The following is a 14,222-nucleotide window of genomic DNA, read 5'->3' as shown; positions in this document are numbered from 1 at the left end:
CCTCCGCAGAGGTCAGCGACACCGGGTGCAGCACGAGCCCGTCGTCGTCGAACTCCTCGACGTCGACGTCCGGGACGCCGGGCCAGCCGACCCAGGCCCCCTTGCGGGAACGGAGGAACGGCTCCAGCGCGGAGACGAGCCCGCCGGGGCTCGCCGTCCATCGCTGCCCGCCGTCCGCGGTGGGTTCGAGGTCGACCGGCAGCCGGTTCGCCACCACCACGAAATCCGCGGAGTTCTTCGTGCCCCGGTCTGCCAGTACCTCGTTGGAGAATGCCTCGTCCGACACAGCTGCTCCCTCGTTTCCCGGGTCGCGGCCCGGGGGAAACCCTATCGCGAGCCAGGTGACCAGCCGGTGATCGAAGGGTTACTCCAGGCGCCTCTCCGCCGGTTCGAGCGGCCCTGCCATCCGCGGACCGGCCAGCCGGCGTTCCAGCCTGCCCAGCCCGGTGCGCACCGGCTGCGCGAGGTACTCGCCGAGGACAACGCCCGCTGCCAGGGCGAGGCCGATCGCGACCGCCGTCATCAGCGTCGAGATGTTGCCGCCCGGTTCGACGCCGAGCTGGTACAGCCCACGATAGGTCGACAGGCCGGGAAGTAGCGGGGTGATCCCGGACACGGCCACCACGAGTGGGGTAACCCGCAGCCGCCTGGCCATGACGCCGCCACAGAAACCGACCAGCGTCGCCGCGATCGCGGACGAGCTCACCGCGTCGAACTTCGTCAGCATGAGCGCGCCGTACACGACCGCCCCGATCGCGCCCGCCGCCGCGGCGACGAACATCGCGCGGATCGTCGAGTACGACGCGAGCGCGAAGCACGCGGCCGCCCCGGCGCCGCCGACGACGATCACCGGCAGGTGCTGCGGGGTCGAGCTGACGACCTCGGGCAGCGGGGTGCGCGGCATCTCGAGCATGACCGCGATCCGCAGCGCGAGCACGACGCCGGTGATCAGCCCGGCGGTCATCAGCGCCGTCTCCATCGTGCGCCCCGCGGCGGTGACGTTGAAGCCGGTGATCGCGTCCTGCACCGCGGACACCGTGGACAATCCGGACAGCAGCACGGTGACCGCGGCCGCCACCACCAGCGTCGGCTGATCGGTGGTGAGGATCTTGGTGTTGACGATCGCCATCGCGGACAGTGTCGCGAACAGGCCGCCGACCACCTGCTGGAAGAAGAACGGCAGCGAGTACCGGTTGAGCAGCCTGCCGATCCGGTCGATCGCGGCGCTGATCACCACCGCCACCAGCGCGATGTCGATCCCACCGCCGATGATCAGCGTGATGAACCCGGCCAGCCCGCCCCAGGCGAGCGTGGCGACCCAGCGCGGGTACGGGTGCGGCGCCGAGGTGATGCGGCGCAGCTCGGCCTGGGCCTGCTCCGCGCCGACGTGCCCGCGGACGATCTTGCGGACGAGGATCTCGACGTCGGTCAGGCGGGTGTAGTCGAGGCTGCGGGACCGGACCACGCGCAGCGCCGTCACCGGCTCGAGCTCGGTGCCGCGATGACACGTCACGGTGATCGACGTGAAGATGACGTCGACCTCGCAGTGCGGGAGACCGAGCGCGGAGGTGAGCGCGAGGATCGTCGCGGTGACGTCCGAGGCACCCGCGCCGCTGGCCATCTGGACCTCACCGATGCGCAGCGCGAGGTCGAGCACGAAGTTGACCGTCGCGTCGTCCGGCAGGGCGGGGCCGATCGCCTCGTCGGAGTCGACCGCGGGCTGTTCCGCGGTGGGCGCTTCGAGGATGTGCCAGGCGCGTCGGCGCAACAGGGGCCGATGTGTCCGGTTGGTGCTCTTCCTGGAACGCTGCTTGCCGTCACGCTGCCGCGGTGGTTCCAGGATCGGCCACTGCGTGGTGTGCGTTGTCGTCTCGGCGTCCTCTTCGGCGCGGCCGTTGACACTCATGCGTCAGCCACCTCCTCTCGTGCTCATCGGGTTTCCCGGGGGACCATCGACGGGCCTGCCCCGACCGTTGCATGGATCAGGAAGTGGCGTCCACCACGTTCGGGGAAGATCATCCGCGACGGCTCTTCCAGCGGCCTGCTTTCGGCCCTGAAGATCGCCTTGACCAGGGGATCTTGCGATAGCCGGGTCAGTGTCGGACCTGAGTGAAGAGTCAAGACGATCACCCGTCCGGACGCACCGGCTGCCGGGGTTCACGCACCGTGCCGTCGTCAAAGGCTGGGATGGTCATCCGGCGGCCGCTCCGGTCGGCCGACCGGTCCACCGATATACTGGGCGTGCTCCTCGGCGTGTGCCGGGGTGGCGTCGGCCGGTATAGCTCAGTTGGTAGAGCATCTGTCTTGTAAACAGAAGGTCAGGGGTTCGAGCCCCCTTGCCGGCTCCCTGCTTCCTTGCCCTGCCGCCGTGCCCGCGTTTGCCTCGATGTGCTGAAGGACGCCTTCGGTGCATCCAGCGCACTGAAAGCGTCCTTCAGCTCGCTCAACGCACTGAAGGCGTCCTTCGGCTCTCCCGCCCTCGCGAAGTCCACAGTGGACGGAAAGCGGGGTCAGTGGCCGGGTGTCTTGCCGAGTTCGAGGACGCGCTGGAACTGTGCCCAGGCGTTCGAGAAGCGCCCGGCCGCGACGTAGCACTCGCCCAGTCGCCGCCGGATCTCCCGCTCCAGCTCGACGCTGGTCTGGTCGGTGACCGCGGTGAGCGCGCGCTGGTGCAGGTCGAGGGCTCGCGGGTGGTTTCCCAGCCCCAGTTCGGCCGAGCCCCAGCGGGTCAGGCAGGAGGCCTGCAACGGCAGGTCACCGACCTGCTCGGCGAGTTCGGCGGCCTGGCGTAACGCCGCGACGGCGTCGGGGTGCTGGTCGAGATCGAGGTGCAGATCGCCGATGAACCGGAGGACCTTCGCGATCAGCCGCGGATTCTCGGCCTTCTCGGCGTAGCGCATGGCCTGGCCGAAGCAGTCCAGCGCCTCCTCGTGCCTGCCGAGGCAGTGCAGCACTGCGCCGAGGTCATTGACCGCCATCCCGGTGAGGCAGTCGTCCTCCAGCCGCAGCGCCAGTTCCCGCATCCGCACCAGGTACGCGACGGACTCGGGATACCAGCCGGACAGCCGCGCGACCACGCCGAGCCCGTTCAGTGCCCGTGCCTGCTCGCGCAGGTCACCGGCCCGGCGGCTGATCGCCAGCGCGTCGGAGAACCAGGCGCGCGACTGCTCGTACCGGTCCTGCATCCCATACGCGATACCGAGGCCGGTACGCAGCGACGACACCATGCGCTGGTCGGACGCCTCATCGACCAGCGGCAGCGCGAGATCCAGCGCAGCGCGGCTTTCGTGGTGACGGCCCTGCCTGCTGAGGTAATGGACGAGGCTGTCGGCGATCCAGCAGGCGTAGTCGGCTTCGCCCACCGCCGCCGCGTACGCGACGACGTCGGTGAGGTCACCGGCGGACGCGTCCAGCCAGGCCACCGCGTCCTGCCAGCCGTCGAACGGGACCGGTCCCAACTCCGGCCCGGTCGGGAAACCGGCCGGGCCCCAGTCGCTCGCGTAGCGGCCCGCGGCGAGGTAGAGCCGGAGGACACCGGTGCGGGCCGCGGCCACCAGGTCGGCGGAGTCCTGCTCGGCGAGGCGCCGCGCGTACACCGCGACCAGATCGTGCAGCCGGTACCGGCCGGCACTGGGCTGTTGCACCAGGCTGGTGTCGACCAGGCTTTCCAACGCCAGCTCGGCATCCCGCGGCGACCAGCCCAGCATCGCCGCCAGCGCGTGCCCGTCGGTCGTGGGCGTCGGTGACAGGCCCAGCGCGCGGAAGGCACGTTGTTCGGGGCTCGGCAACTGCTCGTAGGACAACCGGAACGCCCCCTCGACGCTCCGGTCCTCCGCGGTCAGTTCGCCGAGCCGCCGTTCCCCGTCCGCCAGCCGCGTCACCAGGTATTCGAGCGTCCACATAGGACGGTTCTGCAGCCGCGCGCCCGCGATGCGCAACGCGAGCGGCAGCCGTCCGCACAGCCGCGCCAGATCCCGCACCGCGTCGCGCTCCCGGTCCGCGCGGGACTCCCCGACGATGCTGCTCAGCAGTCCCTCGGCCTCGTCGAGGGCGAGCGGGCCGAGGGAGACCCGCCTGCCGACGTCCAGCCCGGCGAGCCGCCGCCTGCTGGTGGCCAGCACCCGGCTGCCCGTCCCGGCCGGGAGCAGCGGGCGGATCTGCTCGGCGCCCGCCACGTCGTCCAGTACCAGCAGCAGCCGCAACGAGGCCGTCGCGGCCCGCCAGGAAGCCGCGAGTTCGTCGAGGTCGTCCGGCACGTTGTTGACGTCGACGCCGACCGCGCGCAGCAGTCGCCGCAGCGCGCGGTGCGGGGTCAGCGCCTTCCGGCCTTCGGTGTGCCCGTGCAGGTCCACGAACAGACAGCCGTCGGGATAACGCTCGCGTACGAGGTGAGCCACCCGCACTGCCAGCGCGGTCTTCCCCGACCCCGCGACGCCGTCCACCGCGTCGACCGCCGGTGCCCCCGCATCGCTCGGCGCGGTGAGCAGCGCCAGCTCCGTGCTGCGGCCGACCAGTTCGGCGACGTCGGCGGGCAGCTCGTCGCGCACTCGGCTGACCGGCGCGGACGGCCGAGGAGCGGTCGATGGCGGGAGGGTGATTCCGAGGCCGGAGTCGTTGCCGCGCAACACATCCTGATGGACCCGCCGCACCTCGTCGCCCGGTTCGACGCCCAGGTCGTCGATGAGACGGCGGCGCAACTGCGTGTACACGGCCAGCGCGTCGGCACGACGGCCGGAGGCGTACAGGGCTCGCATCGACAACACCGCGAGCGGCTCACTGTGCGGGTACGCGGGCAGCAGGGCCGACAACTCGCCGACCGCGTCCGCGTGCCGTCCCAGTCGCAACTGACGGTCCACTTTCTCCTGAACCAGCGAGATCCGCCGCTCCGCCAGCCGCAGCCGCTGCCCCTCTGCGAACGGCCCCGGCAGCCCGGCGAGGGGCTCGCCCTGGAACAGTTCGAGAGCGTCGGCGTACCGGTCCACCGCGGTCGGCAGATCACCGGACCGCTCGGCCGCACCGGCCTCGGCGACGATCTCGTCCAGCCGGGCGGCGTCGACCCACACATCACCGCTGACGAACCGGTAACCGCCGCGGCTGCGCCCGATCAGCTCCTCCGGGGCGGCTTGCAGGCAGCGGCGCAGGCGGTGGACGTAGACGGGCACGACCTTGGCACCGGTGCCCGGCGGCTCCAAACCCCAGACGCCGTCGAGCAGTTCGTCCCGGCTGACGGTCATGTCCGGCCGCAGCACGAGCGCCGCCAGCATCGCCTGCTGACGGATCGGCCCCAGGTCCAGCTGCTCTTCGCCGTGCCAGGCCCGTAGCGGGCCGAGCACCGAGAACCGCAGCCGAGGCTCGGTCACGAGGGAACGCGGAATAGTCATTTCTTGGCCGTCCTAGCCAGGCGTGACGATGCCGTGGTCGAACGCGTAGACGATCGCCGCGGCACGGTCACGCAACCCCAGTTTGGTGAAGATCCTGCCGATGTGGCTCTTCACGGTGAGCTCGGAGATGACCAGCGCCTCCGCGATCTCCGAGTTGGTCAGACCCCGCCCGAGCGCGCGGAGCACGTCGTGTTCGCGCGGGGTGAGCAGTTCGGGCGCCGGGCCACCGCACCTGGGCGCCGGGGCCTGCCGATACGTCGTGAGCACGCGCGTGGTGACCGTCGGGTCGAGCCACGCGTCGCCCGCGGCGACCGCGCGTACGGCACGGATCAGATCCTCGGCCGCGGAGTCCTTGAGGACATACCCGGCGGCGCCCGCGCGCAGCGCGCCGGCCAGCAGCTCGTCGTCGTCGAACGTGGTCAACGCGAGCACCGGCGGACGGGCGCCGGCCTGCCGCAGCCGCCGCGTCGCCTCGATGCCGTCGACGTCCTTCATGCGCAGGTCCATCACGACGACGTCGACTTCGCCCTCGGCCAGCGCCGCGGGCACGTCGGCTCCGTCGCCGCATTCCCCGGCGATCACGAACCCGTCCCGGCGGCGCAGGATGCGGCGCAGCCCCGACCGGACCAGTTCCTGGTCGTCGACGAGCAGGACGCGGATCTCGGTCTCGGTCATGGCGTCACCTCCTGGCGGGCGTTGGTGGCGGGTTCGTTCTGTTCGGACTTCTGTTGTGGCGGGCTGGGAACCGCGACTTCGACCACCCAGTGCCCGCCGCTGGGCCCGGCGCGGAGGTCGGCGCCCAGCTGGGTGGCCCTGGCGCTCATGCCCGCGATACCGGACCCGCTGGCCGTCTCCGTTGGCGTCCCGGCGGGCAGTGTGTTCCGGATGGTGAGCGTGGTGCCCGTCGCGTCGACACGCAGGCGGACGCGCGCCGCCGCGGTGGGCGCGTGCTTGGCGATGTTGGCCAGCGACTCCTGCGCGATGCGGTAGAGGCCGAGGCCCGCGGACGCGCCGACGACGCTCAGATCGCCGTCCTGCTCGTACCGGACGTCGAGCCCGGCGGCGCGGGTGCGCTCGACCAGCCCGGCGATGTCGTCGATGCCGGGGAGCGGCCGCGTGCCCGTCGACGTGCTGGCGAGCAGCCCGACCGTCCGGCGGATGTCGGCCATCGCCGCGCGGCCCACCCGCTCCGCTTCGGTGAGCGCCTCGACGGCTTCGTCGATGTCGCGGTCCTGCTGGAGGCCGTGCCGGGCCCCGGTCAGATGCAGCAGGGTGATGCTGAGCGAATGCGCGACCACGTCGTGGACTTCGCGTGCGATGCGCTGGCGCTCGGCGAGGATCGCCTGCTCGCGCGCGGCGTCCTGCTTGCCGCGTTCGGCGTTCAGCGCCCGGTGGTACCAGCGGAGCGTCACCCCGCCGCTGAGCCCGAGCAGCACCGCGACGATGTACACCGGATAGCCGGACAGCCCGTTCCACACCTGGGCCACGATCAGTTCCGCGATGCTCAGGCCGGTCACGGTGAAGGCCAGCGTGAGGCTGGCGATCGCGGCGACCTCGGTCGCGAGCAGTACCAGCAGGACCGGCGCGAAGTCCGGGGTCACCGGGTCGGTGAGCAGGATCGGCACGCCGACGAGGACGGCGATCGCGCCCAGCCACGGCGGGATCAGGTTGCCGGTGACGGGCCAGAACATGAACCGCACCAGGATCAGCAGCCCGGCCAGCGCGATCGGCGCCGGCGGGATCAGCGCGTGCCGCTGCACCAGCGCGACGATCACGCCGACGGCGTTCATCACCGTGGTGCAGGTGGGGAGCCACCAGGGCAGGGACACGTCGTAGCGGGCGAGGCTGTCCTCCAGCCGCGCCCGGTACCTGTCCACCAGAGTTCCCCGCACCGCCCCAGCGTAGAAACTCCCGGGGCGTCCCGTCTTGCTGCGGTGGTCGGCACCGGGTATCCGACCGTGGTAGGAGGCCGACTGGGTACCACAGCGCGAGGTGGCCCACCGGTTTCCGGGGCTACTGTCGAGTATCCACTTGGCCGGACCGACCCGGGGGTGTCCGATGACCAGCAGTGATCACCGTTTCGAGCCGAGGATGACGCGCCCGGTGGCGGCCACGCGGTCCGCCGTGGCGTGGGTGCTCAAGTACGGCTTGGCGGGGCTCGCCCTCCGGGTGGGGGCACGCCAGGGCGATCTGCTCGCGCGCAGCGTCGTCGACCCGGCACGCCGGGCCGACCCGTTCCCGGCCTACGACGAGATCCGGGCCAGGGGACCGCTGCTGCCCGGCCGGTTCGTCATGGGGACCGCGAGCCATGCCGCCGCGAACGACATCCTGCGCGGCGACCGCTTCCTGGCCGCGCCCGCGGCGGCGCCGACGAAGTCCCTCGACAAGCTGCTCGACCTCGTGACCGACCCGCGCGCGCTCGGCCCGGTCGATCCACCGTCGCTGCTGGCGATCAGCGCGCCGGAGCACACCCGGATCCGCAAGCTCGTCGCGTACGCGTTCACCCCCAGGGCCATCACCGCCCTCACCGGCCGCGTGCAGGAACTCGCGGACGAGATGCTCGACAAGATCGCGGCCGAGAACACGGTCGACCTGATCGAGGCCTACGCGTCGCTGTTGCCGGTGACCGTGATCGCCGAGATCCTCGGCGTCCCCGAAGAACTGCGGCGGCCGTTCGTCGAGCTGGTGAACGAAGCCGCGCTGTCCCTGGAACCCGGACTGTCCTATCGGGACTACCGGCGTGCCACCGAGGCCGTCCGGAACGGGCACCGGTTCCTCGACGAGCACATCGCGCGGCTGCGCCGGAATCCCGGCGACGACCTGCTCAGCCGGATGATCGAGGCGGCCGACGGTTCGGACAGGCTCACCGACACCGAACTGCGGGTCACCGCGCTCCTGGTGCTCGGAGCCGGGTTCGAGACCACGGTCAATCTCATCGGCAACGCCGTGACGCTGCTGCTCGCCCACCCCGACCAGCTCGACCGGCTCAAGGCGGAACCCGACGGCTGGCCGAACGCGGTCGAGGAGGTGCTGCGGTACGACTCCCCGGTGCAGGTCACGCTCCGAGTGTCCAAAGCGGACACAGAGGTCTTAGGTGTTCCTGTGCGCGAGGGGCAGGCCGTGGTCGTCATGCTCGGCGGCGCCAACCGCGATCCCGACGTCTTCACCGACCCGAACCGCTTCGACACCACCCGCGCCAACGCCCGTGAGCACCTGGCCTTCTCCGCCGGGCCGCATTTCTGCCTCGGGGCGCAGCTCGCCCGGCTCGAAGGGGCCACCGCGCTGCGGACGTTGTTCGAGCGGTTTCCCAATCTGGCGTTGGACGGCTCGCCGACGCGACGCGGTACGCGGGTTCTGCGCGGCTATCGGCGTCTTCCGGTGCGAGTGGGGGCGTAGCGCGGTTTTCGGCATGCTGGGGATGTGACGCGATTTCTGGGGTTGCTGTTTTCGGTCGTGCTGGTCGCCGGTCTCGCGGGCGCGGCACCGACGGCTCGTCCGGTTCCTGCCGTTTATGCCTATCTGGACGGTGCTATCGCGCTGATTCGGAAGAACGCGCTGGACCGCGACCGGGTCGACTGGCCGGTGGTCCGGGCGAACGCGCTCCGGATGGCGGGAGACGCGACCACCACCGCGGACACCTACCCGGCCATCGAGTACGTCATCGCCGCACTGCACAACCGGCACAGCTTCCTCCGCAGGCCGGGCACGATGACGCCTCCCGGTGCGGATGTCATCGAAGTGCCTTCGGGCGGTATGGCAGACGAGCGCGTCGCGCACCTCACCATTCCCCATTTCCAGCTGGATCCGGCCGGTGAACGCCGGTACTTCGAGGCGGGCGTCGCCGCTGTCCGGCAGTTGGACAGCGCCGCGCTCTGTGGCTGGATCGTCGATCTTCGCGACAACGGCGGCGGCAACATGTGGCCGATGCTCACCGTGCTCGCGCCGCTGCTCGGCGACGGGACGCTCGGCGCGTTCGCCGGGCCGGACGGCACGCGAACCGATTGGGTGCTGCGCGATGGCCGGGTGAGCGTGGGCGGGGAGGTCGTGGCAGCGGAGACGAACACCACGCGGCTCGCGCGCCCGCGACCGCCGGTGGCGGTTCTGGCCTCCTCGAACACCGCCAGTTCCGGCGAGGCGACCTTGATCGCGTTTCGCGGGCTGGATCGCGTGCGGACTTTCGGGCAGGCTACCGCGGGATTCGCCACCGCCAACGAGATCTACCCGCTCAGTGACGGTGCGCGGATCATCCTGACGATCGCCCGCGACGTCGATCGCACGGGGCGTGTCTACGACGGCGGTCCCATCGCGCCGGACGTGTCCATTCCCGCGAAAGCGCCGCCCGGCGACGTCGTCGAGGCGGCGCGGGCGTGGCTGCACACTCGGTGCTGAAGTCCATTGAGGCCTTCACGGACCGATCGCCGCGCGTTTGCGGCGCAGCAGTGCGCGTTCGGCGGCGTTTTCGGTGCGTTCCACGGCCGCGTCGTAGGCCTGCGCGGCCTCGGTGTCCCGGCCGAGCCGGTGCAGCAGATCGGCGCGGATCGCTTGGTACAGATGGAAATTCGCCAATTCCAGTTCGTCTACAAGGGACAGTGCGACGGCGGGGCCGTCGATCTCGGCGACGGCGACAGCGCGGTTGAGCGCCACGATCGAGGTCGGGGTGAACGTCAGGAGCTGGTCGTAGAGCGTCACGATCTGCGCCCAGTCCGTGGCCGCCGCGATCGGCGCGTCGCTGTGCACGGCGTTGATCGCGGCCTGGATCTGGTACGGCCCCGGCTGGTCCCGTCGCAGGCAGCGCCGCACGATGCCCTGCCCCTCGGCGATGAGCACGCGATCCCAGCGGTCACGGTCCTGTTCGGACAGCAGGACGAGGTCGCCGCCGGACGTCGTGCGTGCCGCGCGGCGCGACTCGATCAGCAGCATCAGCGCGAGCAGACCCCAGACCTCGGGTTCGTCGGGCATCAGTTCGGCCAGCAGCCGACCGAGCCGGATCGCCTCCGCGCACAGGTCCTCGCGCACGAGCCGGTCGCCCGAACTCGCGGTGTATCCCTCGTTGAAGACCAGGTACACCACCGCGAGGACGGCCCGCAGCCGATCCGGGAGGTCCGCGTCGCCGGGCACGCGGTAGGGGATCCGCGCGTCCCGGATCTTGTTCTTCGCCCGGACGAGCCGTTGTGCCATGGTCGGTTCGGGCACCAGGAAGGCGTGCGCGATCTCGGCGGTGGTGAGCCCGCCGAGCAGCCGCAGGGTGAGCGCGACCCGGACGGCGGGAGCGAGCGCGGGGTGGCAACAGGTGAAGATGAGCCGGAGCCGGTCGTCGCGCACGGGGCCCTCCTCGGCCGGTTCGTCCTCGGCGTGGAGGAGCGCGGCCTGTGCGTGCCGGTCCTCGCGGGACGCTTCGCGCCGCAGCCGGTCGATGGCGCGATTGCGGGCGGTGGTGATGATCCAGCCTGCCGGGCTCGGTGGTACGCCCGACGTCGGCCATTTCTCGATCGCGGCGGCGAAAGCGTCCTGGACCGCCTCCTCGGCGATGTCGATGTCGCCGAAGACGCGGACCAGGACAGCCACCGCACGTCCGTACTCCGCGCCGAAGACGCGTTCGACGTCGGTGGTTTCACGCCTTGTCACGGCCGGCAGTCGTCCGGGGATTCGTCCTGCAGCGGCCGGACCTCGATCGGGAGCATCCCGATCGCCTCGGCGAGCTTGCGTCCCCAGCCGAGCGCCGTGTCGAGGTCGGGCGCCTGGATCACGGTGAACCCGCCGAGATGCTCCTTGCCCTCGGTGAACGGGCCGTCGGTCATCAGGACGTCGCCGTCCTTCACCCGGACGACGGTCGCCGAACTGGCCGGATGCAGCCCACCGCTGAACACCCACGCGCCCGCGTCCCGCATCTCCTGGTTCAGCGCGCGGAGGTTCTTCATGATCGGTTCGAGCACCTCGGGCGCGGGCGGCTCGCCGTCGGGCTGGTAGATGCTGAGCAGGTACTGCTGCATGGGGGCTCCTCCTCGTCGGCTCCGGCACCGTGCCGGATTCTCACCCCCTATACGAGCGGCCGCCGCCCGGATCGACAGATTGCCGAAGGGGACTTTCATCCCCGTCGTTCGCGCTGGAGGGCCGCGGTGATGTCGCTCGAGGTCAGGATCATCGCGACCAGGAAGTCGACGAGGTGCTCCCGCGTCACCTCGACCTCCCCGCGCAACCACGTCACGAGCAGGTCGAGGCAGCCGTTGACCATGGTCAGCGCGGCCAGCGTCTGGTCGACCGGATCGGGGACCGCGGCGCCGAGCATCTCGCGGCCCTGCTCGGCGACGATGTCGGCGACCTGTCGCACGCTGGCGTGACGACGGCGGCGCAGCGCCTCGGTGGTCTGCGACTCGATCAGCAGTCGCGCATACCGCTTGTCTCCCGCGAAGAACGTGACGATGGCTTCGATGACGGCCCGAACGCGCGAAGGAGGGTCCGGCTTCGTGGTCTCGATCGCCACGGTCAGCGCGCCCAGCGCGTCGGCCGTGACGACGTCCCACGCGGCGGGCAGCAGTTCGTCGCGGTCGCCGAAGCTGGCGTAGAAGTACCGGTCGTTCAGCCGGGCGTGCGCGCAGACGCGGCGGACGGTGATGGCTTCCGGGCCGTCGGTGGTGAGCAGGTCGAGCGCCGCGTCCAGCAACGCCGCCCGCCGCGCGGCCTTCCGCTGCGGGCCGGTCGCGCCCGCGTAGTTCCGCTCGGACACCGGACACCTCCGATCTTGACGTCCGGATGGTATCTGGGGGACAGTGTCCCCAGATATCTGGTGACGGTCGTACCCACAATGATCGTGCCCGCACGTCGAGGAGGTTCGCGCCATGACCGAGGTGCAGGAGAAACCGCGATCGGCCATCGCGCGGCCGGAACGTCGTCCGTTCGGGCCGGGCGGTCTGCTGTGGGAGACGCAGGGGCTGGTCACGTTCTCGCTGTCCACCGGGGCGGCGTTCCTGCTGCAGACCATGCATCCCACCGTCGGCGAGGTCGTCGCCGAGCATTCGGTGTACCGCACGGACGCACTCGGCCGCGCGGCGCGCAGTATCGCGTCGGTCATGACCTGGGTCTACGGCGGCGAGGAAGCGCTTTCCGAAGCCGACCGGCTCCGGAGCATGCACGCCACTTTGAACACCACCGACGCGGACGGCGTCGCCCATCACGCGCTCGCGTCCGGGCCGTGGGCTTGGATCATCCTCACTGCGCCGTACGCGCTCACGACGTCGTCGCGGTATTTCTCCCGCCGTCCGTACACCCGCGAGGAAACCGAGCAGCTGTACGCGGAAATCGTCCAGCTGATGCGGAATCTGCATGTGGCGGAGAAGGAAATCCCGCCCACGTACGACGAATACCTCGCCCGGTTCGACGAGATCATGGAAAACACCCTCGTCGCGCATCCGACGGCGTATTCGTTCCTGGAGACCACGCGGCACATCCCGCCGCCGATCCAGCTGCCGACGCCGCTCCATCCACTGTGGAGGGTCGTGGCACTGATCCCCGGCCGCGTCCAGTACTTCGTCACCGTCGGCACGCTGCCCGAGCGGGCTCGCGCGAAGCTCGGCCTCCCGTGGTCGTCGCGTGACGAACGCAGGCTCCGGGCGCTGGGCCGGACCGTCGCCCGGATCGTGCCGTTGCTGCCCGAGCGGCTGCGGTATCTGCCGATCGCCTACGAAGCGCGTCGCGCCGAACGCGCCAAGCGACGGCTGCGGACCGCGCTCGCCCGGCGTCCGTTGTGATCAAAGGGAACGCGGCATTTTCGGATATCCGGGCACGCGCGCTCCACATTACTGTGATCGTCGGCTGGAGGGCAGACAAGTGGCGATCACACAACAACGCTGGGACGCGGTCCGGGTGGCCCTGCCGCAGGCGGGCGCCCGGTTCGCGGACCTCGTCACCGGGGCACCGGACCCGGCCACCGCGGTGACCGCGGACTGGGACATCACGCAGACCGCGGCACACGTCGGCTACATCGCGCTCCTGTACACGACCATGGTCCGCGGCACGGACGAGCCGTTGCGGCTGCCCGGGCTCGCGGAGTCGATCGCGCGGGCCCGCACCGACAGCGTCGCGGCGATGAACGAACTCGCGTTCGGGGAGTACCGGGAACGGGATCCGGTGCGGTTGAGCGAAAACCTGCGCGCCGACATCGACGAGATCCTGCGCGAGAGCGCGGATCTCGACCCGGAGAAACCGGTGTCCTGGCTCGGCGGTTCGCTCGTCCCCGTCGCCGGGGTCCTCGCGCACCTGCTCAACGAGTTGCTCATCCACGGCCTCGACATCGCCCGCGCGGTGGGCGTTTCGTGGCCGATCCGGTCGGCCGACGAAGCGCTGTTCCTCGAACTGTTCCTGATCGGTATGACGCGCAACGGTGTCGGCACTTTGCTCGACGGCGCGGTGCCATCCCCGCGCCGGATCGCGGTGGAGTTCCGGTCCGCGTACACGGAACCGGTGGTCATGGCGCTTCAGCACGGCCACGTCACGGTCGAGGAGCCGGACGGCGCGAGCGACGTCCGGCTCTCCTTCGATCCCGCGGTGCTGGTGCCGATGATGTTCGGCCGCATCGGAAAGCTTCGCGCGGTGTTGAGCCGCGGAGTCGTCATTCGCGGACCGCGGCCGTGGCTCCTGCGGGAGTTTCTCAAGACGGTCCGGATGCCCTGAAAGGACTCGGGGGGGGGGGCCCCCGGGGGGAAACGCCCCGCACGCGCACCGGGGCGGGCCGGCGGCCCCCCCACGGACGGGCGGCGCGGGCCGGGGGGTGGGGCCCGGGGGGGGGGTCCGTGGGGGGGGGGGCGAGCCGCTCGGCGGGGGGGGGGGGGCCCCCAACCTCGTGTT

Annotated in this window: 11 protein-coding genes, 1 tRNA gene and 1 pseudogene; 5 read left to right on the top strand and 8 right to left on the bottom strand. The window is 71.0% G+C overall.

The window, feature by feature from the left end; genetic code table 11:
* Both ACFWY9_RS43095 and ACFWY9_RS43090 read right to left on the bottom strand, forming a co-directional pair.
* Positions 1-286: pseudogene (locus ACFWY9_RS43095) on the bottom strand (trehalose-6-phosphate synthase); the annotation flags it as partial.
* 78 nt (positions 287-364) lie between these two features.
* Positions 365-1,906 carry a threonine/serine exporter ThrE family protein gene (locus tag ACFWY9_RS43090; RefSeq protein ID WP_378328891.1) on the bottom strand — a complete coding sequence of 514 codons (1,542 nt, stop codon included), beginning with the start codon at positions 1,904-1,906 and terminating at the stop codon, positions 365-367.
* A gap of 366 nt (positions 1,907-2,272) precedes the next feature.
* Between ACFWY9_RS43090 and ACFWY9_RS43085 the strand changes: the two genes are divergently transcribed.
* A tRNA-Thr gene (locus ACFWY9_RS43085) sits at positions 2,273-2,345 on the top strand.
* Positions 2,346-2,510: 165 nt separating this feature from the next.
* Here the strand turns inward: ACFWY9_RS43085 and ACFWY9_RS43080 are convergent.
* From ACFWY9_RS43080 to ACFWY9_RS43070, 3 genes are read right to left on the bottom strand one after another with little or no spacing between them, the layout of a single operon-like run.
* Entirely contained in the window at positions 2,511-5,360 is a 2,850-nt protein-coding gene (locus tag ACFWY9_RS43080; protein WP_378328890.1) for a BTAD domain-containing putative transcriptional regulator, read from the bottom strand.
* 33 nt (positions 5,361-5,393) lie between these two features.
* Positions 5,394-6,056, bottom strand: a complete 663-nt coding sequence (locus tag ACFWY9_RS43075) for a response regulator (RefSeq protein WP_378328889.1) — start codon at positions 6,054-6,056, stop codon at positions 5,394-5,396.
* The gene (locus ACFWY9_RS43070) at positions 6,053-7,273 is read right to left on the bottom strand and encodes a sensor histidine kinase (RefSeq protein ID WP_378328888.1); all 1,221 of its coding nucleotides are present in this window, start codon (positions 7,271-7,273) and stop codon (positions 6,053-6,055) included. Before ACFWY9_RS43070 ends, ACFWY9_RS43075 begins: the two co-directional genes overlap by 4 nt.
* Positions 7,274-7,439: 166 nt before the next feature.
* Here ACFWY9_RS43070 and ACFWY9_RS43065 point away from each other — a divergent pair, with 166 nt between their 5' ends.
* Both ACFWY9_RS43065 and ACFWY9_RS43060 read left to right on the top strand, forming a co-directional pair.
* A complete protein-coding gene (locus tag ACFWY9_RS43065; RefSeq protein WP_378328887.1) occupies positions 7,440-8,777 on the top strand; it encodes a cytochrome P450 in 1,338 nt (445 codons plus the stop codon).
* A 24-nt stretch (positions 8,778-8,801) separates the two neighbouring features.
* Positions 8,802-9,770 (top strand): S41 family peptidase, encoded by a 969-nt coding sequence (locus tag ACFWY9_RS43060; protein ID WP_378328886.1) that lies wholly within the window; start codon positions 8,802-8,804, stop codon positions 9,768-9,770.
* Positions 9,771-9,785: 15 nt separating this feature from the next.
* Here the strand turns inward: ACFWY9_RS43060 and ACFWY9_RS43055 are convergent, their stop codons facing one another.
* The 3 genes from ACFWY9_RS43055 to ACFWY9_RS43045 form a co-directional block, all read right to left on the bottom strand.
* Entirely contained in the window at positions 9,786-11,006 is a 1,221-nt protein-coding gene (locus ACFWY9_RS43055; RefSeq protein WP_378328885.1) for an RNA polymerase sigma factor, read from the bottom strand.
* Positions 11,003-11,371 (bottom strand): YciI family protein, encoded by a 369-nt coding sequence (locus ACFWY9_RS43050; protein ID WP_378328884.1) that lies wholly within the window; start codon positions 11,369-11,371, stop codon positions 11,003-11,005. Before ACFWY9_RS43050 ends, ACFWY9_RS43055 begins: the two co-directional genes overlap by 4 nt.
* A 95-nt stretch (positions 11,372-11,466) precedes the next feature.
* Positions 11,467-12,105 carry a TetR/AcrR family transcriptional regulator gene (locus tag ACFWY9_RS43045; protein ID WP_378328883.1) on the bottom strand — a complete coding sequence of 213 codons (639 nt, stop codon included), beginning with the start codon at positions 12,103-12,105 and terminating at the stop codon, positions 11,467-11,469.
* A 112-nt stretch (positions 12,106-12,217) separates the two neighbouring features.
* Here ACFWY9_RS43045 and ACFWY9_RS43040 point away from each other — a divergent pair, with 112 nt between their 5' ends.
* Entirely contained in the window at positions 12,218-13,126 is a 909-nt protein-coding gene (locus tag ACFWY9_RS43040; protein WP_378328882.1) for an oxygenase MpaB family protein, read from the top strand.
* A gap of 79 nt (positions 13,127-13,205) precedes the next feature.
* Positions 13,206-14,048 (top strand): maleylpyruvate isomerase N-terminal domain-containing protein, encoded by an 843-nt coding sequence (locus ACFWY9_RS43035; protein ID WP_378328881.1) that lies wholly within the window; start codon positions 13,206-13,208, stop codon positions 14,046-14,048.
* The last annotated feature ends 174 nt before the right edge of the window (positions 14,049-14,222 follow it).

The sequence above is a fragment of the Amycolatopsis sp. NPDC059027 genome, assembly GCF_042739735.1.
GTDB lineage: Bacteria > Actinomycetota > Actinomycetes > Mycobacteriales > Pseudonocardiaceae > Amycolatopsis.
The sequence above is the reverse complement of the archived record's forward strand: the minus strand, read 5'-3'. Positions and strand labels throughout refer to the sequence as shown.